General features: G+C 65.9%; 26 protein-coding genes and 1 pseudogene. 13 read left to right on the plus strand and 14 right to left on the minus strand.

What is annotated here, in order from left to right:
- Positions 1–32: 32 nt before the first annotated feature.
- Positions 33–1,826 carry a bifunctional diguanylate cyclase/phosphodiesterase gene (locus QUE68_RS19485; RefSeq protein WP_286275876.1) on the plus strand — a complete coding sequence of 598 codons (1,794 nt, stop codon included), beginning with the start codon at positions 33–35 and terminating at the stop codon, positions 1,824–1,826.
- On the opposite strand, the gene QUE68_RS19490 is transcribed toward QUE68_RS19485, so the two are convergent.
- Complete coding sequence (locus QUE68_RS19490) at positions 1,773–2,552, minus strand: FAD-dependent oxidoreductase (RefSeq protein WP_286274284.1); 780 nt, start codon at positions 2,550–2,552, stop codon at positions 1,773–1,775. The genes QUE68_RS19485 and QUE68_RS19490 overlap by 54 nt on opposite strands.
- An 844-nt stretch (positions 2,553–3,396) precedes the next feature.
- On the opposite strand from QUE68_RS19490, the gene QUE68_RS19495 reads away from it, so the two are divergent.
- The 7 genes and pseudogenes from QUE68_RS19495 (at position 3,397) to QUE68_RS19525 (ending at position 10,109) form a co-directional block, all read left to right on the plus strand.
- Positions 3,397–4,047: a TetR/AcrR family transcriptional regulator gene (locus QUE68_RS19495; protein ID WP_286274285.1), complete on the plus strand. Its 651-nt coding sequence runs from the start codon at positions 3,397–3,399 to the stop codon at positions 4,045–4,047.
- An 8-nt stretch (positions 4,048–4,055) separates the two neighbouring features.
- Positions 4,056–4,301 (plus strand): annotated as a pseudogene (locus QUE68_RS19500) (acyl-CoA dehydrogenase family protein); the annotation flags it as partial.
- A gap of 157 nt (positions 4,302–4,458) precedes the next feature.
- Positions 4,459–5,571, plus strand: coding sequence for a tyrosine-type recombinase/integrase (locus QUE68_RS19505; protein WP_284235595.1), 1,113 nt, complete (start codon positions 4,459–4,461; stop codon positions 5,569–5,571).
- A complete protein-coding gene (locus tag QUE68_RS19510) occupies positions 5,568–5,894 on the plus strand; it encodes a helix-turn-helix domain-containing protein (RefSeq protein ID WP_284235594.1) in 327 nt (108 codons plus the stop codon). The genes QUE68_RS19505 and QUE68_RS19510 overlap by 4 nt, the downstream gene beginning before the upstream one ends.
- 1,518 nt (positions 5,895–7,412) lie before the next feature.
- Positions 7,413–8,228: a hypothetical protein gene (locus QUE68_RS19515; protein WP_284235593.1), complete on the plus strand. Its 816-nt coding sequence runs from the start codon at positions 7,413–7,415 to the stop codon at positions 8,226–8,228.
- A gap of 184 nt (positions 8,229–8,412) precedes the next feature.
- Positions 8,413–9,381, plus strand: coding sequence for a permease (locus QUE68_RS19520; RefSeq protein WP_284236192.1), 969 nt, complete (start codon positions 8,413–8,415; stop codon positions 9,379–9,381).
- The gene (locus QUE68_RS19525) at positions 9,378–10,109 is read left to right on the plus strand and encodes a TIGR03943 family putative permease subunit (RefSeq protein ID WP_284235592.1); all 732 of its coding nucleotides are present in this window, start codon (positions 9,378–9,380) and stop codon (positions 10,107–10,109) included. Before QUE68_RS19520 ends, QUE68_RS19525 begins: the two co-directional genes overlap by 4 nt.
- A 10-nt stretch (positions 10,110–10,119) precedes the next feature.
- Here QUE68_RS19525 and rpsR read toward each other — a convergent pair whose 3' ends face one another.
- Genes rpsR through rpmB form a run of 4 tightly spaced genes read right to left on the minus strand, consistent with a single transcriptional unit; the run spans position 10,120 to position 11,087 of the window.
- Positions 10,120–10,374, minus strand: a complete 255-nt coding sequence (gene rpsR / locus QUE68_RS19530; RefSeq protein ID WP_284235591.1) for a 30S ribosomal protein S18 — start codon at positions 10,372–10,374, stop codon at positions 10,120–10,122.
- A 5-nt stretch (positions 10,375–10,379) separates the two neighbouring features.
- A complete protein-coding gene (gene rpsN, locus QUE68_RS19535) occupies positions 10,380–10,685 on the minus strand; it encodes a 30S ribosomal protein S14 (protein ID WP_284235590.1) in 306 nt (101 codons plus the stop codon).
- Between the two features lies 1 nt (position 10,686).
- Positions 10,687–10,851, minus strand: a complete 165-nt coding sequence (gene rpmG, locus QUE68_RS19540) for a 50S ribosomal protein L33 (protein WP_284224569.1) — start codon at positions 10,849–10,851, stop codon at positions 10,687–10,689.
- Positions 10,851–11,087, minus strand: coding sequence for a 50S ribosomal protein L28 (gene rpmB, locus QUE68_RS19545; RefSeq protein WP_284235589.1), 237 nt, complete (start codon positions 11,085–11,087; stop codon positions 10,851–10,853). The genes rpmG and rpmB overlap by 1 nt, the downstream gene beginning before the upstream one ends.
- 109 nt (positions 11,088–11,196) lie before the next feature.
- Between rpmB and mrf the strand changes: the two genes are divergently transcribed.
- The 4 genes from mrf to QUE68_RS19565 are packed head-to-tail and all read left to right on the plus strand — an operon-like array spanning position 11,197 to position 14,096.
- Positions 11,197–12,399 (plus strand): ribosome hibernation factor-recruiting GTPase MRF, encoded by a 1,203-nt coding sequence (mrf, locus tag QUE68_RS19550; RefSeq protein ID WP_284235588.1) that lies wholly within the window; start codon positions 11,197–11,199, stop codon positions 12,397–12,399.
- Positions 12,396–12,650: a type B 50S ribosomal protein L31 gene (locus QUE68_RS19555; RefSeq protein WP_284235586.1), complete on the plus strand. Its 255-nt coding sequence runs from the start codon at positions 12,396–12,398 to the stop codon at positions 12,648–12,650. Before mrf ends, QUE68_RS19555 begins: the two co-directional genes overlap by 4 nt.
- The gene (locus tag QUE68_RS19560; RefSeq protein WP_284235585.1) at positions 12,647–13,780 is read left to right on the plus strand and encodes a GTP-binding protein; all 1,134 of its coding nucleotides are present in this window, start codon (positions 12,647–12,649) and stop codon (positions 13,778–13,780) included. The genes QUE68_RS19555 and QUE68_RS19560 overlap by 4 nt, the downstream gene beginning before the upstream one ends.
- Positions 13,662–14,096, plus strand: a complete 435-nt coding sequence (locus tag QUE68_RS19565) for an ANTAR domain-containing protein (protein WP_349816915.1) — start codon at positions 13,662–13,664, stop codon at positions 14,094–14,096. The genes QUE68_RS19560 and QUE68_RS19565 overlap by 119 nt, the downstream gene beginning before the upstream one ends.
- 50 nt (positions 14,097–14,146) lie before the next feature.
- Here QUE68_RS19565 and QUE68_RS19570 read toward each other — a convergent pair whose 3' ends face one another.
- The 8 genes from QUE68_RS19570 to QUE68_RS19605 all read right to left on the minus strand — a co-directional run bounded on the left by QUE68_RS19570 (position 14,147) and on the right by QUE68_RS19605 (position 20,505).
- Complete coding sequence (locus QUE68_RS19570; protein WP_284224563.1) at positions 14,147–14,575, minus strand: Fur family transcriptional regulator; 429 nt, start codon at positions 14,573–14,575, stop codon at positions 14,147–14,149.
- Positions 14,572–14,853: an ArsR/SmtB family transcription factor gene (locus QUE68_RS19575; protein WP_284230641.1), complete on the minus strand. Its 282-nt coding sequence runs from the start codon at positions 14,851–14,853 to the stop codon at positions 14,572–14,574. The genes QUE68_RS19570 and QUE68_RS19575 overlap by 4 nt, the downstream gene beginning before the upstream one ends.
- Before the next feature lie 181 nt (positions 14,854–15,034).
- Positions 15,035–15,919 (minus strand): metal ABC transporter permease, encoded by an 885-nt coding sequence (locus QUE68_RS19580; RefSeq protein ID WP_284235584.1) that lies wholly within the window; start codon positions 15,917–15,919, stop codon positions 15,035–15,037.
- Entirely contained in the window at positions 15,916–16,656 is a 741-nt protein-coding gene (locus QUE68_RS19585) for a metal ABC transporter ATP-binding protein (protein WP_284235583.1), read from the minus strand. Before QUE68_RS19585 ends, QUE68_RS19580 begins: the two co-directional genes overlap by 4 nt.
- 16 nt (positions 16,657–16,672) lie before the next feature.
- On the minus strand, positions 16,673–17,623 hold the full coding sequence (locus QUE68_RS19590) for a WD40 repeat domain-containing protein (protein ID WP_284235582.1): 951 nt from the start codon (positions 17,621–17,623) through the stop codon (positions 16,673–16,675).
- 116 nt (positions 17,624–17,739) lie between these two features.
- Positions 17,740–18,822, minus strand: a complete 1,083-nt coding sequence (locus QUE68_RS19595) for an IS630 family transposase (RefSeq protein ID WP_284235576.1) — start codon at positions 18,820–18,822, stop codon at positions 17,740–17,742.
- Positions 18,823–18,870: 48 nt separating this feature from the next.
- Positions 18,871–19,464: a TetR/AcrR family transcriptional regulator gene (locus QUE68_RS19600; RefSeq protein WP_284235581.1), complete on the minus strand. Its 594-nt coding sequence runs from the start codon at positions 19,462–19,464 to the stop codon at positions 18,871–18,873.
- 309 nt (positions 19,465–19,773) lie between these two features.
- A complete protein-coding gene (locus tag QUE68_RS19605) occupies positions 19,774–20,505 on the minus strand; it encodes a hypothetical protein (RefSeq protein WP_284235580.1) in 732 nt (243 codons plus the stop codon).
- 93 nt (positions 20,506–20,598) lie between these two features.
- On the opposite strand from QUE68_RS19605, the gene QUE68_RS19610 reads away from it, so the two are divergent.
- Positions 20,599–21,231, plus strand: a complete 633-nt coding sequence (locus QUE68_RS19610; protein ID WP_284235579.1) for a TetR/AcrR family transcriptional regulator — start codon at positions 20,599–20,601, stop codon at positions 21,229–21,231.
- Positions 21,232–21,250: 19 nt separating this feature from the next.
- Here QUE68_RS19610 and QUE68_RS19615 read toward each other — a convergent pair whose 3' ends face one another.
- Positions 21,251–22,018, minus strand: a complete 768-nt coding sequence (locus QUE68_RS19615; protein ID WP_284235578.1) for a crotonase/enoyl-CoA hydratase family protein — start codon at positions 22,016–22,018, stop codon at positions 21,251–21,253.
- Between the last annotated feature and the right edge of the window lie 13 nt (positions 22,019–22,031).

Raw genomic sequence — 22,031 nt, forward strand, 5'->3', positions numbered from 1 at the left:
ACAGGCTGGTGACGACGGTCGCCGTCCGGTTGATGGCGGCCAACGCGGCGACCTCGGCGATCGTCTCGCAGGAGGTGCTCGCCGTCCTGCTCGAATACTTCGACGTCGACGTCAGTTTCCTGCGGTACAACGACCACTCCATTCGAGCCTCCATTCTGATTGCCGAATGGCCACTACGGCCCGACGTCCCCGATCCGGACCCCTTGAAGGTCGTGTTCTACGAGGACGCCGATCCCGTCTTCGCATTGGCCGAGAACGTCAAGTCGCCCATGATCTTCCGGCCCGAGAACGAGGACTACCAGAAGCGAATCGAAGAGGGACGCAACATCCCGCAGACGTCGATGGCTGCGGCGCCGCTGGTGTCGGGTGAGGTGACGACCGGCGTCTTGGGCTTCGTCAAGGTCGGCGACAGGGAGTGGAAACCCGAGGAGATCAACGCGCTCGAGGCCATTGCCTCGTTGTTCGCTCAGGTGCAGGCCCGCGTGCAGGCCGAGGAGCGTCTGCGCTACCTCGCGGAACACGACGACCTGACCGGCCTGCAGAATCGACGCGCCCTGATCGATCACTTGGACGCCAGACTGGCGGCCGGTCGACCGGGTCCGGTGTCCGCGCTCTATCTGGATCTCGACCGCCTCAAGACCATCAACGATTATCTCGGCCACAACGTCGGCGACTGGTTCATCCGCGTGCTCGCCGAACGACTCCAAAGGGGTACCGGGGACGAGAGCGTCATCGCGCGACTCGGCGGTGACGAATTCGTCGTGGTACCCGCGTTGCCCATGCCCGCCGCCGAAGCCGAGAAGCTGGCCGACCGGCTGCTCGGCCTACTGAGCGAGCGCGTGGCGATCGACGGGGAGATGCTCACCAGAACCGTCAGCATCGGTGTCGCCCAGGGTGTGCCGGGTCGCGACTCCACCTCGGATCTACTCCGCCGGGCCGATCAGGCGGTGCTCACCGCCAAGGGTGCCGGCGGAAACCAGATCGCGGTGTTCTCCGACGAAATGTCGCTACGGACCGAATACCAGAACGACATCGAACTGCACATCAGGGACGTCATCCAGAACGGGGCGTTGTTCTTGCAGTACCAACCCGAGGTCGACATGCGCACCGGCGAAGTGCTGTCCACCGAGGCGCTGGTGCGGTGGAACCACCCCACTCGCGGCCTGCTGTCCCCCGCGGTGTTCATCGCCGTCGCCGAGTCGATCAACCTGGCCGGCGAGTTGGGCCGCTGGGTACTGCGCACCGCCTGCGAGGAGTTCGCCCGGTGGCGGGCGCTCGGCGTCGCCGATGGAATCGTATTGAGGGTCAACGTCTCCCCCATCCAGCTGGTGACGGACGGCTTCGTGGAGTCGGTGGCCGCGGTCATGCGCGAGTTCGCCCTCGAGCCCGGCTCACTCTGTCTGGAGATCACCGAGAACGTCGTCGTGCAGGACATGGAGACCACCAGCGTCACGTTGGCGGGCCTCCGGAAGGCCGGAGTGCAGGTCGCCATCGACGATTTCGGGACCGGGTTCAGCGTGCTGTCTCATCTGAAGTCACTGCCGGTCGACGTGCTCAAGATCGACCGGAGTTTCGTGACCGATCTCGGGTCCAACCCCGACGATCTGGCGATCGTGCGTGCCGTGATCGCTCTCGCCGAGGCCTTCGAGCTAGAACTGGTGGCCGAGGGCGTCGAAACGGAGATCGCGGCGAAGACGCTGCTGAAGCACGGTTGTTACCGGGCTCAGGGTTTCCTGCTCTCGCGACCGTTGCTCGGCGAGGACATCGTCCGACTACTGACCGACGGGCGGGTAGCCGTGAACTTTTCCGCAACGCCAACCGTCTAGGGACGGCTGCCGCGCTTCGTGCAGACCCTCGCGGAGCTGCCGACGCGACCCGGTGCACGTCGGCCGCGTGGGCGCCGCAGGTTCCGTGGCGAGCAACTCGACCCGGCTGAACCGGCTGGCCGTCCGACCGACGATGCAGACCTGCAGTCGTTCCCCTGCCGCCACGTCGACGTGCTCCTCGCCACCGTTGTCCTCATCCCGTGGCGCAAAGGTGATGCCGGATCGGGTGCGTACGGCGTAGGGACCGTCGGTGGTCGACAACACGACTCCGACGATCACGCCTTCCTCGAAGACGATCCGGTCGAGTGTGCTGGCGGCGTGCACCTCGACGTCGCGGTCGAGCGCCTGTGCTGTCATCCACCGACGCAGCGCGTGCTCTCCGAAGCCGTCGGCCCAATCCATCGCACCGATCGAGGCCACCTCGATGGACCCGCCCTGGTCCGACTTCATCGTGGTCGTGCGCCAGTCCCGCATGCTGGTGTACAGCAGGCCGAAGGGTGAGGCGATGCACTGCGCGGCCCATGCGTTAAGCCGCGATCCCATGAACGTCTCGATCCGGCGGGAGAAGGCCTCGTCCCGCGACAGGTTCCGGGCCGCGCGGCGGGGCACGACCACGTCGCGGTTCACGTCGGCCGACTCCATGACTCCCTCGGACACCGCCGCCAGGTACTCGTTGGTCTCGACGTCGAGTGTGTCGTGCAGCAACCAGCCGCGTTTGAGGCTCACGCGCTCGCGTAGCGTCCCCGACGGCATATCACCATGATTTGCGGGGCCGGCATCGGCCACGAGGACCTCGCCACCCGCATCAACCGTGGCGATGGCGTTAGCCAGTCCACCAAGACCCGCGCCGATGACTGCAACGTCAACTTCCGTATCCCACATGGGCGTTACATACTCCACGTTAGCTCGTTGAATGACTGCTGGGTTGCCGTGGCTGAGGCGCTCCGCGTCCAGTGGCATATGTTCCTGCACGTGGCGGAGCATTTTCGAAGAGTCCGGCAGCTGAGGTGGCCGTGGCGTCGAGCTGAATCATGTTGCTGCAGCTCGGTGTAAGCCGTTCACGGAGGTTGCTCTTCTCCGCGGGCGATCGTCGCACGGGGCGAAAGGTACCCCGCGCCAAGATCAGACCGTAAGTCACCACGGAACGTACTTTACATACTTTTGGAATGAAATCCAGCTGGGGAGATCATTAGTCTCGGGGAGTTTCCGAATCCGCCTGACATCTCCCGCCGCAGCGCTTGGCACCTGGGCCGCCAGACTCGCCCGAGCAATCGAAGATCACAGTGTGACGTCTGACACGACCGCTTTGGGGCCGTCGTTCATACACCTCGCCGCCGTGCGTGCCCAGCCGCCGCGTAACCTCGATGCCGATTAACGGTCCACCGGGACCTTTCGAGGCAATCCAGCCGTCGGCAGTAGTAGCTCCGCGGACGATCCGTCTCCCCCAACCTGGCGGGCGGCATCACGCGACGGTGGGCCATCGGGATCGAGAATGCCGCGCCCCCGGGCCTCGACAAACTATGATCCCGACGAACGATCGCCATCTGAGGGATCGACGGAGGTGCTGGAAATGGTGCGCCAGGCTCGATCCGAGGCGACACGGAGGAAGATCGTCGACTCCGCAGTCGATCTGATCAATGAAATTGGTTACCCCGCGGCCGGGTTGGGCGACATCATCGAACGCGCCGAATTGACCAAGGGCGCACTGTATTACCACTTCGACTCCAAGGAAGCCTTGGCGACCGCGATCATCGAAGAGGGATCCGAGAGCATCCTCGGCACGTTTCGAGCGGCGGGGCGATCGAGTTCTCCCACCATGGAGAACGTCATCCATGGGTCGTTCGTCGTGACCGACGTGCTCGGCAACGACCGGGTGGCGCGGGCGGGCGCCCGGCTCCTCCGCACGTTCGGTGGGTTCAATCCGGCCGCAAAGCGGACGTTGCAGATCCTGGTCGACGAACTCGTGAACGGGATCGAGGCCGCGACCACCGAGGGTGACCTGCGGCCCACCGTGGACGCCCAGGCGACCGGCGCCTCCATCGTCGCCGGCATGTTGGGGGCCGAACTGCTCTCGAGCACCTTGGCCGAAGGCGCAGACCTTCGCGCGGGGTTCACCAGAATGTGGGAGTTGGCGCTTCCCGCGATCGTCACCGACGAGTCGCTGAACTACTACCGGGAGTTCCTCGCCCGGCAGGCGCTGCGTCAGAACTCAGCGCAGTAGGAACGACGGTGGACCTCGCGTGGTCGCCGACCGACATCACGTTCCGCGAGGAGGTGCGCACCTTCCTCGACGCGAAGCTGACCCCGGAGCTCCGACGGTCCGGCCGGTTGATGACCAGTGTCTACAGCGATCATGACGCGAGCCTGGAATGGCAGCGGATACTCCACGAACGGGGCTGGGCGGCGCCGGCCTGGCCGGTCGAACACGGTGGCTGCGACTGGAGCCTGACCCAGCACTACGTCTTCAGCCGGGACTGAGCGGAATTGCATCTGGTGCAACAACATTGCGACTGCGGAGTCAGCATAACGCCTGCAGAACGTGCCTACGGGCGGGGTTCGACGGCGCTCCGGTTGCGGCCCACGTGCTCGTTTACCCCTAGCGCATCATTGTTGCGTTTGATACAACAGTCTCATGAGTGGAGATTTGCCTGGTTCAGCGGCTTTGTCGCTGGTGTCCAAAGTCGCGTCGCTGGACCCGGAAGCGGCGACGGTTCGGGCGATGCTCGCGGGTTGGTCGGATCAGCAGCGTGCACGGGTGTGCCTGCCGCCGACGATTCTGGCGCGGGCAAGCGTGGTGCGCCGGTTCGGCGACTTCACCGGTACCCACCCTTGGGAGTGGACCGCGGAAGATGCGGACGCGTTCTTTTCGTCGCTGGTCTCCGGTTCGAAGCCGAAGGCCGTGTCTACGGTGCGCGGCTATCAGAACGCGTTGCGCTTGTTCTGTGACTTCATCACCGACCGCCGGTATGGCTGGGCAGCCCTATGCGAAGAGCGGTTCGGGCAATTGCCCGCGCAGATCCTGCACGACTGGAACACCGTCACGCACGTCAACGAGTTCGAGGGCACGGCGGGACGCCGTCCGTTGACCTACGACGAGGTCCAGGAGTTGTTCGATGCCGCCGACGGGTTGGTCGAGCAGGCACGACACCGCCACCGCAAGGGTTCGTTGTCGGCGTTGCGGGATGCCGCGATGTTGAAAGTCGTGTACGCCTTCGGGCTGAGGCGCCAGGAAGTCGTCGGACTGGACGTCGTCGACTTCCGATCCAATCCCAAAGTCCCGGCGTACGGAAAATACGGCGGGTTGTTCGTCCGGCACGGGAAGGGCTCCCACGGCGCTGCGCCGAAACGGCGCACCGTGCTGACCGTGCCGGAGATGGATTGGATCGTCGAGGTGCTCGAGCACTACATAGACGAGGTTCGTCCATGCTTCCGTCCGGTTCGCCTTCCAGGCTTGTGGATCACCGAACGGCACGGGCGACTGTCCAAGCGCAGCGCGAACGAGGCGTTCACCGCCGCCCGCGACGCGGCCGAACTGCCCAAGGAACTCGACCTGCATTCGCTGCGCCACTCCTATGTCACGCACCTCACCGAGTTCGACTACCCGGAACGCTTCGTCCAGGATCAGGTGGGACACTCCTATGCCAGCACCACCTCGATCTACAGTCACGTCTCCGACGAGTACCGCAACCGCCTCGTGCGCGCCGCGCTCACCAAACGCGGCATCACCACGGAGAACGACCAGTGAACCGAAAGATGGGGTACCAGTGGCATCTTCGCGCGTTGATGGCTCAGCACGGGATGTTTCAAACCACCGAACTCGTGCCCTTACTGGCCGAACGAGGCGTCGTACTGTCCCGCGAGCAGGTATTCCGGTTGGTGACCCAGCCTCCCCAGCGGTTGTCGATGGACGTCCTGGCCGCGTTGTGCGACATCTTCGATTGCACGCCGAATGATCTCATCGTGATCGCCGTCGTCAACGCGCCCGTCAAGAAGGCTGTCGGCGATGCGGCGCCAACACCGCCCAAGGTTCGGCGCACTACCGTGCGCCGGCCCGATCACACCCGGTGAAGGGCTCACCACACTTCCGACCCAACGCCTGGGCGCGGGTCACTGCCCGCGTCGTCGCCGACGTCGCGGGCATGTCACCCGAGGCGGCCGAACGACTACTCACCGCCGCGAAGGTGCATCGCCCCAAGACCCTCAACGCCGTCGACCGGTATCTCAGCAGCCACCCCGACGGCGTGACGTCCCCCGATGCGGACTGCCCCCGAGGGGTCATGCGACTGACCCACGCGTTGCTCGATGGTGGCTACACGTCGGTGCGTCCGCCGCAGTGCACGCTGTGCGCCGCACGGAAGCCGCTGACCGCAATAGGTTCGTCTGGGCGGATTTGTGACCGATGCAGAAAAGTCAACCAGGCCGTCACCTGCGCGCGATGCCACAAGCTGGCGACATATCGAGTCAACCTCCCCGACGGAATCGTGTGTGCGAACTGTTACAGCCGAGACCCGCGCTCGAAGACGTTGTGCAGCAACTGCGGTCGTCTCGGTCACCGCGCACGCCGTCTACCCGACGGCGGTGTGCTCTGCTCCACCTGCGCCCCCCGCCCACAGCACACCTGCGTCGGCTGCGGGCAGATCCGCCCCGCCCAGTCCTTCACCGCCGACGGCCCACTCTGCAACCGTTGCTACGCCAGGATCAACATGTCGTGGCAGTGCGGACTCTGCGGGGCGCCCCGCCGACGCCAATCCGGCAGCGGCCTGGGTCCGCACCTCTGTCGAGTCTGCCGACAGCGCATTCGCAACGGAGTTCACCCCGAAGCCGGGTCGTCGTGGGAGTGCGGACTGTGCGGGGCTCCCCGACTGCGCCGGTCCGGCACCGGCCTGGGACCCCACCTGTGTGGAGTTTGTCGACGTGGCAGCAGCACCAGCCCACCGGCGGATCCCGGGCAGTCTGAGTGCGCGTTCTGCCACCGCACCCGTCCAGTGGGCAATCACTGGCCGGCGGGCCGTGTCTGCCAGCCCTGCGCGGCACGGGCGAAGTCCTATCCGGCGATCTGTGCCGCCTGCCACGACGCGAAGGTCCTGATCGGCCTGGACGACCACGCGAATCGGATCTGCGGGCCATGCGGAGGCGCGGCCATCGACTACCTCTGCAGGGCCTGCGGCCAACCCGGCGTTCACACAAAGGGTCGGTGCAGCCGCTGCGTCACCGCCGATCTCCTCGATGACGCCCTTCGGGGTCCTGACGGTCAGGTGCCTACCCAACTCATGCCGTTACGCGACGCTCTGGACGCCGCAGCCGATCCACGAAGCGTCGCCGTCTGGCTCGCGGACAGCGCCGCCGCAGACCTGCTCCGTACCCTGGCACGTGCCGGTGACCCCGTCACCCACGAAGCACTCGATGCGTTACCTCCCGGACGAAGTACTAACTATGTCCGCGAAATCCTTGTTCGCACATCGATCTTGGCGCCCCGCAACGAGCACCTCGAAGCAATCGAACCATGGCTCGACAGGCACCTCACCGACCAACCGCCTGAACACGCCAGGGTCGTCCGCAACTACGCGGTCTGGTACCTGCTGCACCGTGCCCGCCGTCAGCGGCGTCCGTTCGGCAAGGCCGGTGCCGCCCGTATTCGCCGCCGCGTTAGTTGCGCTCGAATTCCTGGCCTGGCTCGACAGTCGGGGCCGCCCCTTCTCTGCTCTCGATCAGGGCGACGTGGACACCTGGCTGGCCAACGGCAATTGGCGACATCGAGAAATCCGCCCGTTTCTGCGCTGGACAACACAGCGCCGCATCACCACGGGGGTATCCGCACCGGCCGAAATACCAGGCACACCATCGGTATTCATCGACGAGGCAACTCATCTCGAGCAACTGCACCGTTGCCTGCATGACGACGGCATCGACGTCGACTTACGCGCCGCCGGCGCACTCATACTGCTGTATGGCATTCCGACGATGAAGGTGCTCGAGCTACGGCAAAATCAACTCCATGCCAAGAGCGGCGATACGTTTCTGGTTCTGAAGGATCATGAGCTGTTGCTGCCCCGACGACTTGGTGACCTCGTGGCGCAACTGCCGCGGTCGACACGCCGCTCGACGTTCCCAGAGACGAGCGCACCCGACAGGTTGCTCTTTCCGGGCCGGACACCTGATCGACCTGTCGATGCCGCGGGGTTCGGCAAGCGGCTCAAACGCATTGGTCTCACCATCCGTGGTGGGAGAAATACTGCGCTCATCGGGCTGGCCGCAGAGCTACCTGCCGCGGTCCTCGCTGACCTGCTCGCCATCGACATCATCACCGCGACGAGGTGGGCCGCATACGCCAAGAAGGATTGGATCGACTACGTCGCCACGCGAGTCGCCGACGCCACGCAGCCACCTGCAGCGACGCCCTGAGCGCGTCCTTGCGCATTGGGCGCCGAGGAAGATCATCGCGGGTTCGACAGGACCTTCAGCAGCTTGAAACCGTGCGTAAATGTTTGTGACACTCCCGTAGCGGCCAATGCGTCATGGCGGTCCTAGCTGGCAGAGTGAGCCTGTGACGGTTGCCAAGCAGACCCGCCAGCGACGGGTGGGGTCGATGGAGATATTGGTCGCCGGCCTGCTGGTGCTGGCAGTTCTTGGTGGCACCGTGCGCGGCTTCGTCGTCGGCAACCCGGACGTGGCGACCGCTGCCACCGTGTTCTGCGGGGTATTCGTCCAAGCGCTGCCGTTCCTGGCTCTCGGTGTGGTGATCAGCGGGTTGATCGCCGCGTACGTGTCTCCCGACCGTCTGGCGCGCTGGCTGCCCCGCCGAACCGGTGTGGCGATCCTCACCGCCGGGGTCGGGGGTGCGGCGTTGCCGGGGTGCGAGTGCGGGGCAGTTCCGGTGGCCCGCAGGCTGTTTGGAGATGCTGACGGCTCCGCGGGCAGCCGACAGGGTGCGGCCGCGCTGACCTTCATGCTCGCCGCGCCTGCCATCAATCCGGTGGTTCTGGTGTCGACAGCGGTGGCCTTTCCCGGTGAGCCGGCCATGATCGGGGCGCGGTTCACGGCGTCCCTGCTCACCGCGGTCATCATGGGTGCGGTGTGGTCACGGTGGGGTCGCGCCGAATGGATCACCCGCAAGTTACCCCGAGCGCACCACGACGACGGGTCGAAGTGGACCGTGTTCACCGAAGCGGCGCGCCACGACTTCCTGCAGGCGGCGTCGTACCTCGTGCTCGGCGCCGCCACCGCGGCCGCACTGCACGTGCTGGTGCCGCCGGCGGTCTACGAGCACCTCGCCGGCCAAATGCTGCTCGGCATCCTCACCATGGCACTCCTCGCGTTCGTCTTGGCGCTGTGCTCGGAGGCCGACGCCTTCGTGGCGGCGAGCCTGACCATGCTGCCGTTGCTGCCGCGACTGGTGTTTCTGGTCGTGGGACCGGCCGTGGACGTCAAACTCTTCGCCATGCAGGCAGGCATGTTCGGCAGGGCATTCGCCACGCGATTCGCCCCGACCACTTTCGTCGTCGCCACCGTGGTCGCCACCGTGGTCGGCCTCGCGTTCCTGGGAGGTGCGCGGTGAGCCGGGAAACCGAGAACGTACTACTGCTGCTGATCGGCTTGTGCACGGCCATGATCGTGTGGACGGGCACGTACACCCGCTATGTGAAGCCGTCGTTGATGCCCTGGCTGGTCGTGACCGCCGTCCTACTCGTCACCCTGGCGCTGTGCGCGATCGTTCGAGACGTCCGGGCCCAAGGACGCCGCGACGACGATGCCGATCACCACGATGACGTCGGGCACGCGCACCGGGTCGCGGTGGTGTGGTTGCTTGTGCTGCCCATCGCGCTGCTGGCCTTCGTGATCCCGCCAGCACTGAGCGGGCGGGCCGCCGCGCCGACGGTCACCGAAGTTTCGCGCGAGGTCCTGTATCGCCCCTTTCCTGAACTGCCGGCCGGACGGGCACCCGAACTCCCTCTGGCCGAGGTGGTTTCGCGCGCAGACCTGGACTCTGCCAATACTCTGGACGGCCGGTTGATCACCGTGACCGGCTTCACCCTCAAGGAAGGCGACGGCATCGATCTGGGCAAGGTGGTGATCATCTGCTGCGCGGCCGACGCGCGGCTCGCGCGTCTGCACATGCGGGGGCCAGCCGCCGCCGAAGCCGACCGCTATCCCGAAGAGACCTGGTTTCGGGTCGAGGGCGTGGTGGTTCCCGAACCGCAGGCGCCATCGGGATTGGCCATCCCGACGCTGACGGTGACGACCCTGATGCCCGTCGAGGCGCCCAAGCACCCCTACGGCTACTAACGTCGATCGTTCAGGGGCCGCCAAATGGCAGAAGCGCCATCTCGCGGGCGTTCTTGACCGCCATCTTCACCGTGCGCTGCTGCTGAACGGTCAGCCCGGTGACGCGCCGGGATCTGATCTTGCCGCGCTCGGAGATGAACGTCCGCAGCAGCGCGGTGTCCTTGTAGTCGACGGTCTCGATGCCGAGCTTCTTGAACGGGTTGGCCTTCTTCTTCAGCGGATCGGCGGCGGGAGTTCGTCTGGTCGGCTTGCTTCGTCCTGGCATCGCGGTTACCAGCTCGCCTTGCGAATGCCGGGTAATTCGCCGTTGTGGGCCATGTCGCGGACCCGGATGCGGGATAGCCCGAACTTGCGCAGGTGGCCGCGGGGGCGTCCGTCGACGGCGTCGCGATTGCGCAGCCGTACCGGGCTGGCGTCCCGTGGCAGCCGTTGCAACGCCGTCTGTGCCGCATTGCGTTCGTCGGCCGTGCTGGACGGGCGCCGGATGACCTCCTTGAGGTCAGTCCGGCGTTCGGCGTAGCGGGCCACGATGATGCGGCGTTGGTCGTTCTTCACGATCTTGGATTTCTTGGCCATCTCAGCGCTCCTCGCGGAAGTCGACGTGCCGGCGGACGATCGGGTCGTACTTCTTGAGCACGATCCGGTCGGGATCGTTGCGCCGGTTCTTGCGGGTGACGTAGGTGTAGCCGGTGCCGGCGGTGGACTTCAGTTTCACCACGGGTCGAATGTCGGTGCTGGCCATCAGATCTTCTGCCCCACCGCACGCAGCCGGGCGACCACGGCCTCGATGCCGTCGCGGTCGATCACCTTGATGCCCTTGGTGCTGACCCGCAGCGTGACCCGTCTGCCCTGAGACGGCAGAAAATAGGTCTTGCGTTGGATGTTGGGGTTCCATCGACGGCGGCTGCGTCGGTGCGAATGCGACACCGAGTTACCGAAACCGGGCGAACGCCCGGTCACTTGACAGTGCGCGGACACGTGGCCTCCTCTGCGTTGTTAGTAATGACAATCGTTTTCGACAGGCGCCTCGAGGAACGGTAACGTAACCGACGGCTAGATGAAAATCGTTCTCAATAGAAGGCGGGCAATGCGTACACCAGTAGTCCTCGTCGCCGGTCAGGGTGACAGCGACCGCGTGTCGGGCGCCCTGATGGACACCCCCGGCACGCTGGTCGTCGGTCACGAATACGACGGACAGGTCGTGCGGCGCTGGGTCAGCATCATGCGCAATGGCGAATTGCACACCAGCGAGTTGCCGCTGGAACTGTCCAATGGCTGTGTCTGCTGCACGACCCGCAACGACCTGTTGATACTGCTGCGCAGGTTGCACCGTCGCGACGACGTAGCCCGCATCGTCGTCCTGCTGGCACCGTGGCTGGAACCCGAACCCATCTGTGTCGCCATCACCGAGGTTCATGTCCACGTCGGGCCCGGCTACGTCGACGGTCCAGCCGCGCGGGACGTCCGCATCGACGCGGTGGTCACCTCGATCGACGCCGACAACTGGCTTCCCCGGGCGGTCGGCAGCGACGAGATCGACGACGGCCGGACCGTCGCCCAAGTCGTCGTGGGCCAGGCAGAGTTCGCCGATCTGTTGGTGTTGAACCATCCCGAATCCACCACACTGGCGGTCCTGCGGCGGCTGGCACCATTGGCCCGGGTCACCGTCGGAACCGACCGGGTGGAGCAGGCGCTGGGCCACCTCGATGCGAACACCCGCCGCGGACGGCAACGCGATCCACACGAACCCCTGCTCAGCGGGCAACCACCGCTGGATCCCGCCGGGGAGGTCACCCTGGTGGAGTTCACCGCGCGGCGGCCATTCCACCCGCAACGCCTGCACGCCGCCATCGACGCACTGCTCGACGGTGTCGTTCGCACCCGGGGCCGGGCGTTCGTGGCCAACCGGCTCGACGACGTCATGGCGATCGAGTCAGCTGGCGGCGGCGTCCTCGTCGAACATGCCGGAACCTGGCTGGCGGCAATGGGTCCCAACGAGTTGGCCTACGCCGACCCCGAGCGACGGGCATTGGCCGCGATGGGTTGGGATGACCGGTTCGGTGACCGGCACATCTCTCTGGCGGTGCTGGTCTGCGGCGCGCAACCGGCCGACATCGACAGCGCCCTGCGCGGCGCTCTGCTGACCGATGACGAACTGTGCCGGCCGGACGACTGGGCGTCTTACCCCGATCCGTTCGGCGAGTGGCATGCCGACCCCTGCGACGACCTGCCCGACGAACTCGACGACGTCACCGCGCGACCCAACCGCCACGGAGAAGAGGACCGATGAAACCAGGTATCCATCCCCCCTACCACCCCGTCGTATTCCAAGACGCCAACACGGGCAAGGCCTTCCTGACCCGATCGACGATCACCAGTTCGCGCACCATCGAGTGGGAAACTGCGGACGGCGTCGCGACGTACCCGCTGATCGTGGTGGACGTGACGTCGGATTCGCACCCCTTTTGGACCGGAACCAACCGAGTGCTCGACTCGGCGGGACAGGTGGAGAAGTTCCGCCGGCGCTACGGGCAACGGTGACCGCGAAACTGCCCGTCACCGTCCTGTCCGGATTTCTCGGGGCAGGAAAGACCACGCTGCTCAACCACATCCTGGCCAACCGGGCGGGACGCCGGGTGGCGGTCATCGTCAACGACATGAGCGAGGTGAACATCGACGCCGCCCTGATCGCCGGCCAGGGGCACCTCGATCGAACCGAGAAGAAACTCGTAGAGCTGACCAACGGGTGCATCTGCTGCACGCTGCGGGAAGACCTCGTCGAGGCGGTAGGTCGGCTGGCCCGCCAGGGCCGCTTCGATCATCTGGTCATCGAATCGACCGGGATCTCCGAGCCGATGCCGGTCGCCGCGACGTTCGGTTGGGAGTTCGACGACGGTTCCAGCCTGGGCGACGTCGCCTCCATCGACACCATGGTGACCCTGGTGGACGCATCCACCTTCCTGCCCGAACTGGCCCGGGGCGACGCGTTGACCGATCGCGACCTGGCGGCCGCCGACGGTGACGCCCGCAGCATCGCCGACCTGCTGGTCGACCAGGTCGAGTTCGCCGACGTGTTGTTGCTCAACAAGACCGACCTGGTCGGTGAGCAGGCCCTGGGCACGGTGGAGACGATGCTGCGGCGGCTCAATCCGAGGGCGAAGCTGCTCCGCACGGTGCGAGGCGAGATCGATCTCGCCGAGGTTCTCGACACCGGTTTGTTCGATCCGCTCGTCGCCGAACAGACGCCCGGCTGGGATGAGGAGATCGCCGAGGGCCACACTCCCGAAACCGAGGAGTACGGAATCAGCAGTCTGACCTTTCGGGCGGACCGTCCGTTCCATCCGCAGCGCCTCGCCGATGTCCTCGACGTGGTGCGAGGTCTGTTGCGCAGCAAGGGTTTCTGCTGGATCGCCAGTCGACCCGACATCGTCGCGATCTGGTCGCAAGCCGGACCGAACCTGGTGTTCGAGCCGGCCCAATACTGGTCGACGACGGAGCTGGAGCGCGGCCAGGAGATCGTGTTCATCGGCCTCCGGCTCGACCGTGCCGAGGTTGAACGGCTGCTCCACTCGGCATTGCTCACCGACACGGAATACGCAGCAGGCGAACACGATTGGCTCGACTACCCAGATCCGCTACCCGCGTGGGAGATCGCCGCACATACGCACTGACCTCGAAGGAGCTCCGATCCTCGACTTCACCCAACACTCACAACCTGCGTCCCGCAGGCCCATCGACGTTGCGGTCGGCGTCCTGGTCGGGCTTCGCCAGTGCACCGAAGGCGAGGCGTTCGCGGAGATCGCGCACTCCGTGCACGCAACCGGCATCGGATTGGGCAGCCTCGCCCGAGCACTCGTCGCGCTGGCCAGCGGCACGGCCGAACCATTCCCACATCACGCAGCCGCCCAAGAGCTGTGGGGCGATCTGGTGGCCCGCCGCCGTCAGCTCACAGCAGCGCCCACTCACCGTCCTGGACCCGGGCGATGAGGTCGTTGCCCTTCGGCTGAAGGACCTAGGCGACGCCCTCTCGGTGCTCTCTAGTCCGCGCTGGCGCAGTCAGCACAGACCCCGAAGATCTCGATAGTGTGGCTGACCTCGGAGAAGCCGTGCTCGCGGGCGACTTCGGCGGCCCACGCCTCGACTTTCGCGCCCTGTACTTCGACCGTCGCGCCGCAGTGTCGGCAGACCAAATGGTGATGGTGTTGCTGCGAGCACCGTCGATAGACCGACTCACCGCTCTCGGTTCGCAGCGTGTCGACCAGACCGGAGGCCGCCATCGACTGCAGTCGTCGATAGACCGTGGTCAGGCCGATGCCCTGACCGCGGCGGCGCAGTTCGTCGTGCAGGTCCTGCGCCGAGCGGAATTCCTCGAGGTTCTCCAGCAGATCCCACACGGCGGCACCCTGCCGGGTCGCGCGCACGCCGGGGACGGTCGGTGGGCGGACATCGGCCGCGGCGTCGTTCACCTGCCCTCCGAAACATGCGTGACCGCAGCGATGACGATGTCTGCGAGGTGCTGGTCGACCAAGCGGTAACGCACTTCACGCCCCACCCGCTCACCGGCCACCACACCCGCTGACTTCAGGATCCGTAGATGTTGGCTGACCAACGGCTGAGGTAGGTCCAAAGCTCCAACCAATTCGTGGACGCACCGCGAGGACTCGCACAGCTGCACGACGATGGCGATCCGTACCGGAGCCGAGAGGGCGCGCAGCAGATCACCGGCGCTCGACAACACGTGCATGGGCGGAGGCACTTGGTGGCCGACGGCATCCACCACCGGGGGATCGGGGATGGCGGTCTTCAATCCTGCTCCCGGGGTTGATGATCGAGCTGCGCCAAAGATCGCAGTCTAAACGGAAATGGTTTTCACTTACGCGCCACTGTTTCATGCACGGTGGCGCATGTCAACGCGACACACGCCATCATGCGGTGTTGACGGGACTGGCGTGGTGCCCGCCACGGTCACGCAGCAGGGTGCGGCGGACGGCGCCGAACGGTCGCGTCCAAACCGCAGCGATAGCCACCTGCCCCACTGCCGCCAACGCGACCATCGGACCGGTCGGCAAGCCCGCGTGATAGCTGATCAGCAATCCGGCGACCCCGGACACCACGCCGGACGCGACGGCAATGACCATCATCGAGTCCAGCGAACGGCCGAGCAGGCGCGCCGTCACCGCAGGCGCAATCACCAACGTCACCGCCATCAGCACGCCGACGGTCACCAAACCGGTGACCATCGTCAGCGACAGGGTCACCAGCAGCGTCGCGTCGATCAGTCCGACCCGCATCCCGACCGTCCGGGCGTGCACCGGGTCGAACGTCGTCGCCAACAGCACCGGCCGCAGCGCAGTGAGTACCAGCACCACCACGACGGCTAGCGCGACGTCGATGACTACGTCAGTTCCATTGACGGTGAGCGGGTTGCCGAACAGGATGTGCGACAGCGCCTTTGGATCGCTCTGCAGCGAGATCCCGACGACGCCGAGGGCGAAGAGCCCCTGGCCGACCACCCCGATCGCGCCGTCCTCGGGCACCCGGGCGCGAACCACCAGCAGCGACACGCACAAGGCCATCGTCACCGCAGCGAACAATCCGCCCACCAGCAGACTGCCACCGACGATCGACGCGCCCGCCACCCCGGCCAGGATGCCGTGACTCATCGCGTCGGTCAAGTAGACCAGCCGTCGCGACAGCGCCCAGATTCCGCACATCGGCGCCGCCACGCACACGGCCAGCGTCGCCAGCAGGGCCCGTTGCATGAACTCGTAGCTGAACGGCTCGATCGCCCACGACCACCAGCCGGTCATGCCGTTGCTGCCCGCAGGGTGAAGATGCGTTCAACACCGGCGGCGTCGAGCACCGCGTCAGTGACGCCGTCGGCAACCACCCTGCCGTCGGCCAGGGCAACCGCCCTGGTGAATGCCGACCGGGCGATGTCGAGTTCGTGCAACGCGCAACAGACCGACGTGCCGCCGTCGACCAACCGCGCCAACAGGGCGACCACCGCGTCGACCGTCGCGAGGTCCAGCCCGGCGAACGGCTCGTCCATGATCATCACGTCGGGCCGTTGAATCAGCGCACGGGCGAGCAAGACCCGTTGTGCCTGACCGCCGGACAGTTCGGCGACCGACCGGCTGGCGAGCTCGCCGAGGCCGACTGCTCCCAGTGCCTCGTCGACCGCCGCTCGGTCGGCGCGGCCGGGTCGGCGCCACCACACGCGGCGCCGACCGGCGGCCACCACGTCACCCACGGCGAAGGGCAGATCCCACCTCGCGGCGGAACGCTGCGGAACATAGGCGATTTCGACGATCGTTCGTCGGTGATGACAACCTTCGGCATGCAGAATGACCTCTCCGCGCGCAGCGGGTTCCAGCCCGCAGATGGCCCGCAACAGCGACGACTTGCCGCTACCATTTCGGCCGACGACCGCGACGGATTCCCCCGCCGCGATGTCGAGGTCGAGCGGGTGGAGCGCACATCGTTGGCCGTAGGTGACGGTGAGTCCGCGGCCGGAGATGACCGGCGCAGGCGCCGATGTCGCCATCGGTGTCGCCAAGGCCTCAGGCCCCGCCGACGACGTGCGCAACGACGGTGGAGTCCGCCCAACCGGCCAGCAGCCGGCCTGCGCGGTCCCACCCGACGGCGGTCGCCGGTGAATCCCGGAACATCAGGTCCACCGCCGCCGCCGGACTACCCGGGACCGCGCGTGGCGGCCGCCAGACAGCCACCCGGCCGTCCGCTCCTGATCCGGCTAACAGGTCGCCGTCGGGGGACCACGCCACGGCCGTCACGACCTGCTGGTGGCCTTCCAATATCCGGGGCGTGCTCCCGCGCGGGCCGGCTGCGGTGAAGTCCCAGACGGTGACGTCCGGCGCACCCCCGGACGCGAGCAGGCTGGAGTCCGGCGAGAATTCCAGCGCGCTGATCTTACTCGGGTAGCCCGCCATGGAGAGTTCTTCCCCGCGGCGCCCCACTCCCCAGACGTGCAGGGTGGCGTCCTGGTTTCCGCTGGCCGCCCAGCGCCGATTCGGGCTGATCGACAGGCTCAGGAGCGACCCGGTGAACGCCATGACGTCCGGGGCCACGGCGGGCGACCTGTCGTGCAGGAAGACCCCACCGTAGGCGGCGGTCGCGACGCGACTCTTGACCCAGGCGACGCCGGTCACCGTGCTGTCGCGGCGGGCCGTCCACCGTTGCGTGCCATCGGGATTGAGCACGACGAGCGTGCGACCCACGCCCGCGGCGAGGCGCGTCCCGTCGACGCTCCACGCCAGCGCGGAGCACCACCCCCCGCGGTGCCCGCCGATGACCTCACCGCTGCCGTCGAGGACGTCGACACCGTCGACCGAGCCCACCGCAAACCGGTCGGCGTGCGGTGACCACGCCACGGCGAGGCCGCCGCGGGACACCGCCGCGATGTGCTCGACGGCACCGTCGGCCGACAGCAGCGTGACCGAACCCTCCGCGCCGACGACGGCGATCCGACCATTGCGGGAGGCAGCCAGTGCCACGACCCCGTCGTCGACCTCGGCCCGCCACGATCCGTGCTGGTCACCAGCGCACTCACCCGGCCGCACCGACCAGGCAGGCGCGGAAGCTGGCCTCCAACTAGTGGTGTGTCCTGGATTTAGCTGACCTTTTCGAGGGCGATGCGCCCGCGGGCGACCTTGGCGAGGATGGATTCTGCGGTCGCTGTCCACACGTAGGGTCGGGGGGCGTCATTGTGTGAGTCGAGGTATTCCTGGATCGAGGCAACGAGGTCAGGGACGGAATGGAATACCCCGCGCCGCAACGCTTTGTCGGTCAGTTCACGAAACCAGCGTTCCACCAGGTTCAACCACGATGAGGACGTCGGGGTGAAATGCAGGTGGAACCGAGGATGGTTGTCCAGCCACTTGATGACGTCTTGATGTTTGTGGGTGGCGTAGTTGTCCACGATCAAGTGGACCGCCAGGTCCTGGGGCACCTCGCGGTCGATGGTCTTGAGGAACGTCAACCACTCCTGGTGGCGGTGCCGCGGCAGGCATTGCCCGATCACCTTGCCGGTCAACACGTCCAGTGCCGCGAACAAGGTTGTGGTGCCGTGACGCTTGTAGTCGTGGGTCATCGTCTCACCGCGCCCCTTGACCATCGGCAGCGACGCCTGAGTGCGGTCCAATGCCTGCACCGAGGACTTCTCGTCGGCGCACAACACGATCGCCTTCTCCGGCGGGTTCATGTACAGCCCGACGACATCGACCAGTTTCTCCTCGAAGCGCGGATCGTTGGACAGCTTGAACGTCTCGACCCGATGCGGCTTGAGCCCGCGCGCGTGCCACACCAGCTGCACCGTCGACTTCGACACCCCGGTCGCTGCCGCCATCGTTCGACAGCTCCAATGGGTCTCACCCGCCGGTCGGTAGTTCAAGGTCAGATCGACGATCTCCTCGATCTTCGATTGCGGGATCGACGGTTTGGGGCCACGCCCCTTACGCACCTGAGCGAACTTCACCAAACCCTGCACGGCGAACTGCTCACGCCAACTCTTCACCGATGCCGGCGACACCGACAATGAGGCAGCGATCGCCGTGTTGGCCATACCGTCAGCGGCCATCAACAGGGCCTTGGCTCGCACCACCTCCCGATGCGCACCCGACTGCGACCGAGCCAACGACTCCAGCACCTCCCGTTGGCCATCCGACACTTCCAACGCAGGCACGGGTCGTCTCATGGAGAAAATCATAACCAATTAACCATCAGTTAATCGCAGGACACACCACTAGGGTGCCGGAGTGACGGGACGGACATCGGTGCTGAGCGAACCGAGTCCGGCCAGCGCCATCCTGACCAGGATGTCGTTGAGCCCGTCGACGCGAACCGCCTGGGGTGGCCACTGCGCGACGGAGTCGATGAGTCCGTGCGTGGCGTGAATTGCGGCGCGTAGAACGTCGGCATCCTGTTGGGGGTGGCATAACTGCAGGCAATCGAACCACCGCTGAATGTAGCGGTTGATCCGGGCCCGCAGCCGGGCCCGGTAAGGACTCGGGATCGAATTCCTCTCCTTCGTCCACACGCCCATCAGCTCACGTTCGTCCAAGACGCGTTGGACATGTCCCCGGACGAGGTGCTCGAGCTCCTCGCGAGGGTCATCGAATTCGCCACCGGTGGACATCAACACCCGGTCGACCGCCTCGTCGAGCAGCGAGAGGAGGATCTCGTCTTTGCCGCTGAAGTACCGGTAAATCGCGGGTCCGGACATCCCGGCGCGCTGGCCGATCAGGTCCACCCCGACGCCGTCGAAGCCCCGCTCGTGGAACAGGTGCATGGCAGTACGCAGGATGTGCTCTGAACGATCGTTGGCACTGGCGACCACTGAGCCAAGGTACCGCAGCGAAAGCCGCTGTGCCACGACTCGAGGAGGGACGCGGCCCAGCCCAGCGCGGAGGATTACGGTAACGATCGTTGCAAGTCCAGCAACTCACGAAGACCACGGACCATCAAGGCTCCAGACTCGACGTCGGCGAGACCGTCTGCCCCGTTCACGGCGTCGAGAGTTTGGAAGTCCACCGTGGCGGCCGCGGCACGACGCACCGTCTCGTAGGACAGGTCGTCGGGCGCCGCACTGGAACCTGGCGGACCGACACGCTTGGCGGTTGCTTGCCAAGCGTGTCGGCTCGCTACGTCAGTTGTGCTGCAATGACTTTGGAACCTCGACCGAGTCGTCGTCCTCGGCGATCTGAGTGGTGAGATTTCGGTGTATGGCTACGGTGAGTGCGGCGACCCAGATCGCGAATCCCGCGAGTGGGATGTAGATGCCGACGATGCCGTTCCAGGCGAACGGGCCGCTCTTGAAGAACAGGACCAGGCCGGCGGGCAAGATCAGCATGGACACCCAGATGCTCAGGTAGCCCATCCAACGCGGGAGGACGGGCGTCGGCCTGCGGTCGATCAGGATGGCCGCGGCGATGGCCACCATCTGTACCCAGGCAGACCAGATGACCGTGACGAAAAGGATCCACCCGAGATCATGCATGGCTTCGGTGACGTCGGCGGCCCGGCTGTCATACCGAAAACTTGCGGCCATCCACACGCCGATCGGTGTGATGAACTCCAGCGACAACACCCCGCAGGAAATCATTTGGGTGTCGCCCAGGGCCTTGGCGCGACGTATGCGTTTCAGTTGGCCGGAGATGGCGACGGCCCACGGCACGAGCAGCGCAGAGGCCGCCATCACGATCACCGCGCCGATCTTGATGCGAACCTCACCATGGGCATAGAGGTCGACGATTTGCTGGGCTGTCGCGGAAGGGTTGGACGGCGGGAAGAATTCCATGACGAAGACGAACGTCACGAACCAGACCGCAACCATCAGTGGACCGGACCAGATCAGCACTCGTTGGACTCGCCACTCCATTGGGGTCTCCTCCGCTATGTTGCTATCAGTAATATGAGCGTTGTCCAAATAACTTTATTGGTCGTCGTCCAATAAACCAAGGGAGCTCCAAAGATGGCTCGTCCCGTACTCAGCAAAGCTCAAGTCGACGCCGAGCGTCGTCGGCTGAGCGCGACCGCCCTGCGGCTATTCCGGGAGCACGGCTACGAATCCGTTACGCTGCGGAAGCTCGCAACCGAGGCCGGAGTCAGCAAGGGCCAGCCGTACAGCTATTTCGCCTCGAAGGAAGAACTCTTCGCCTACCTGCGGGCCGATCTCATTCGACAGTTCTCGGATTGCATCCTGCAGCCGGCTGTCGAGGTGCAGAATCCCCTGGCCCGGATACGAGCGATCCTGTTGAAGTTCGTGGACTTCGTCATCGCGCATCCGGAGGAATATCGTCTGATGTTCTCACTCCGCCAACCGGATCCGCGGAAGTATCCCGACCTCGAGCGAGCCCGTCTCGATCTGATGCAGCCGATGCTGGATGCCTACGAGCAAGCCATTGAGCAGGGGGCGGCCCGCGGCACGCCCGCCGTCCAGGCTCACATCGCCTGGGCACTGGTGCACGGTCTTCTGAGTCTGCACGCGGCCAACCAACTGGTTCGGGGCTGCGACCTGAACTCGCTGGTCGGGCCGGCGATCGACCAGCTCTTCGAGCAGCAGGCGCCGGATTCACGACGACCGGTCGTCTCGAAATCGAGCTAGGGCGTCACACTGCCGACGGTCAACTGCCCATCCACTGCGGCGGGCGCTTCTCGACGAAGGAGCGTGCGCCTTCGGCGGCGTCGTTCGATTCCCGAATCCCATCGACGACGGGGCGTTGCTGCTCGAATCCCTCGGAGTCCGACCAGTTGCGCGCGGCCTTGGCGATCTTCTTGGCGCCCTGCACGGCCAGCGGGGCATTCAGTCCGATCTGCCGGGCCATCGCAAGGGCTGCTCCTGCAGCCGCATCAGGCTCGACGATCAGACTGACGAGTCCGAGCTCGGCCGCCCGGGTTGCGGTGATTGGCTCACCGGTGAGAATCATCTCCATTCCGATGTTGAACGGAATGCGTTGCGGCAGTCGCAGAATCCCGCCGGCTGCGGCCACCAGGCCGCGTTTGACCTCGGGCAGCCCGAAAGCCGCGGTACGCGCCGCCACGATCACGTCACAGGCGAGGGCGATCTCGAAGCCTCCCCCGAGCGCCTTGCCCTCGACGGCGGCGACGATCGGCTTGTTCGGTGGGCACTCGATGATGCCGAACGCTCCCCGGGTCGGCGAGATCGGCCGCTCACGGGTGGCCGAAAACGCCTTGAGATCCATTCCAGCGCAGAAGGTTCCGCCAGAGCCGGTAAGCACGATCGCGCGGACGTCCTGGCGCTCCTCGGCCTGGTCCAGCGCCGCCGCGACGCCAAGTGCGGTAGCCAGGTCGATCGCGTTGCGCACGTGCGGCCGGTCGATGGTGATGATCGCGACGTGATCGGTAACGTCGAATCGCACGGTTTCCGTCATGTGGTCCTGGTTC

The sequence above is a fragment of the Mycolicibacterium sp. TUM20985 genome (assembly GCF_030295745.1).
Lineage (GTDB): Bacteria > Actinomycetota > Actinomycetes > Mycobacteriales > Mycobacteriaceae > Mycobacterium.

Excerpts from the sequence above, each read along its gene's own strand:
- QUE68_RS19485 (WP_286275876.1), top strand. The coding sequence starts at position 33 with ATGGCGGCCAACGCGGCGACCTCGGCGATCGTCTCGCAGGAGGTGCTC.
- QUE68_RS19495 (WP_286274285.1), top strand. The coding sequence starts at position 3,397 with ATGGTGCGCCAGGCTCGATCCGAGGCGACACGGAGGAAGATCGTCGAC.
- QUE68_RS19505 (WP_284235595.1), top strand. The coding sequence starts at position 4,459 with ATGAGTGGAGATTTGCCTGGTTCAGCGGCTTTGTCGCTGGTGTCCAAA.
- QUE68_RS19520 (WP_284236192.1), top strand. The coding sequence starts at position 8,413 with ATGGAGATATTGGTCGCCGGCCTGCTGGTGCTGGCAGTTCTTGGTGGC.
- rpsR (WP_284235591.1), bottom strand. The coding sequence starts at position 10,374 with ATGCCAGGACGAAGCAAGCCGACCAGACGAACTCCCGCCGCCGATCCG.
- rpsN (WP_284235590.1), bottom strand. The coding sequence starts at position 10,685 with ATGGCCAAGAAATCCAAGATCGTGAAGAACGACCAACGCCGCATCATC.
- rpmG (WP_284224569.1), bottom strand. The coding sequence starts at position 10,851 with ATGGCCAGCACCGACATTCGACCCGTGGTGAAACTGAAGTCCACCGCC.
- mrf (WP_284235588.1), top strand. The coding sequence starts at position 11,197 with ATGCGTACACCAGTAGTCCTCGTCGCCGGTCAGGGTGACAGCGACCGC.
- QUE68_RS19555 (WP_284235586.1), top strand. The coding sequence starts at position 12,396 with ATGAAACCAGGTATCCATCCCCCCTACCACCCCGTCGTATTCCAAGAC.
- QUE68_RS19575 (WP_284230641.1), bottom strand. The coding sequence starts at position 14,853 with ATGCACGTGTTGTCGAGCGCCGGTGATCTGCTGCGCGCCCTCTCGGCT.
- QUE68_RS19580 (WP_284235584.1), bottom strand. The coding sequence starts at position 15,919 with ATGACCGGCTGGTGGTCGTGGGCGATCGAGCCGTTCAGCTACGAGTTC.
- QUE68_RS19585 (WP_284235583.1), bottom strand. The coding sequence starts at position 16,656 with ATGGCGACATCGGCGCCTGCGCCGGTCATCTCCGGCCGCGGACTCACC.
- QUE68_RS19595 (WP_284235576.1), bottom strand. The coding sequence starts at position 18,822 with ATGAGACGACCCGTGCCTGCGTTGGAAGTGTCGGATGGCCAACGGGAG.
- QUE68_RS19605 (WP_284235580.1), bottom strand. The coding sequence starts at position 20,505 with ATGGAGTGGCGAGTCCAACGAGTGCTGATCTGGTCCGGTCCACTGATG.
- QUE68_RS19610 (WP_284235579.1), top strand. The coding sequence starts at position 20,599 with ATGGCTCGTCCCGTACTCAGCAAAGCTCAAGTCGACGCCGAGCGTCGT.
- QUE68_RS19615 (WP_284235578.1), bottom strand. The coding sequence starts at position 22,018 with ATGACGGAAACCGTGCGATTCGACGTTACCGATCACGTCGCGATCATC.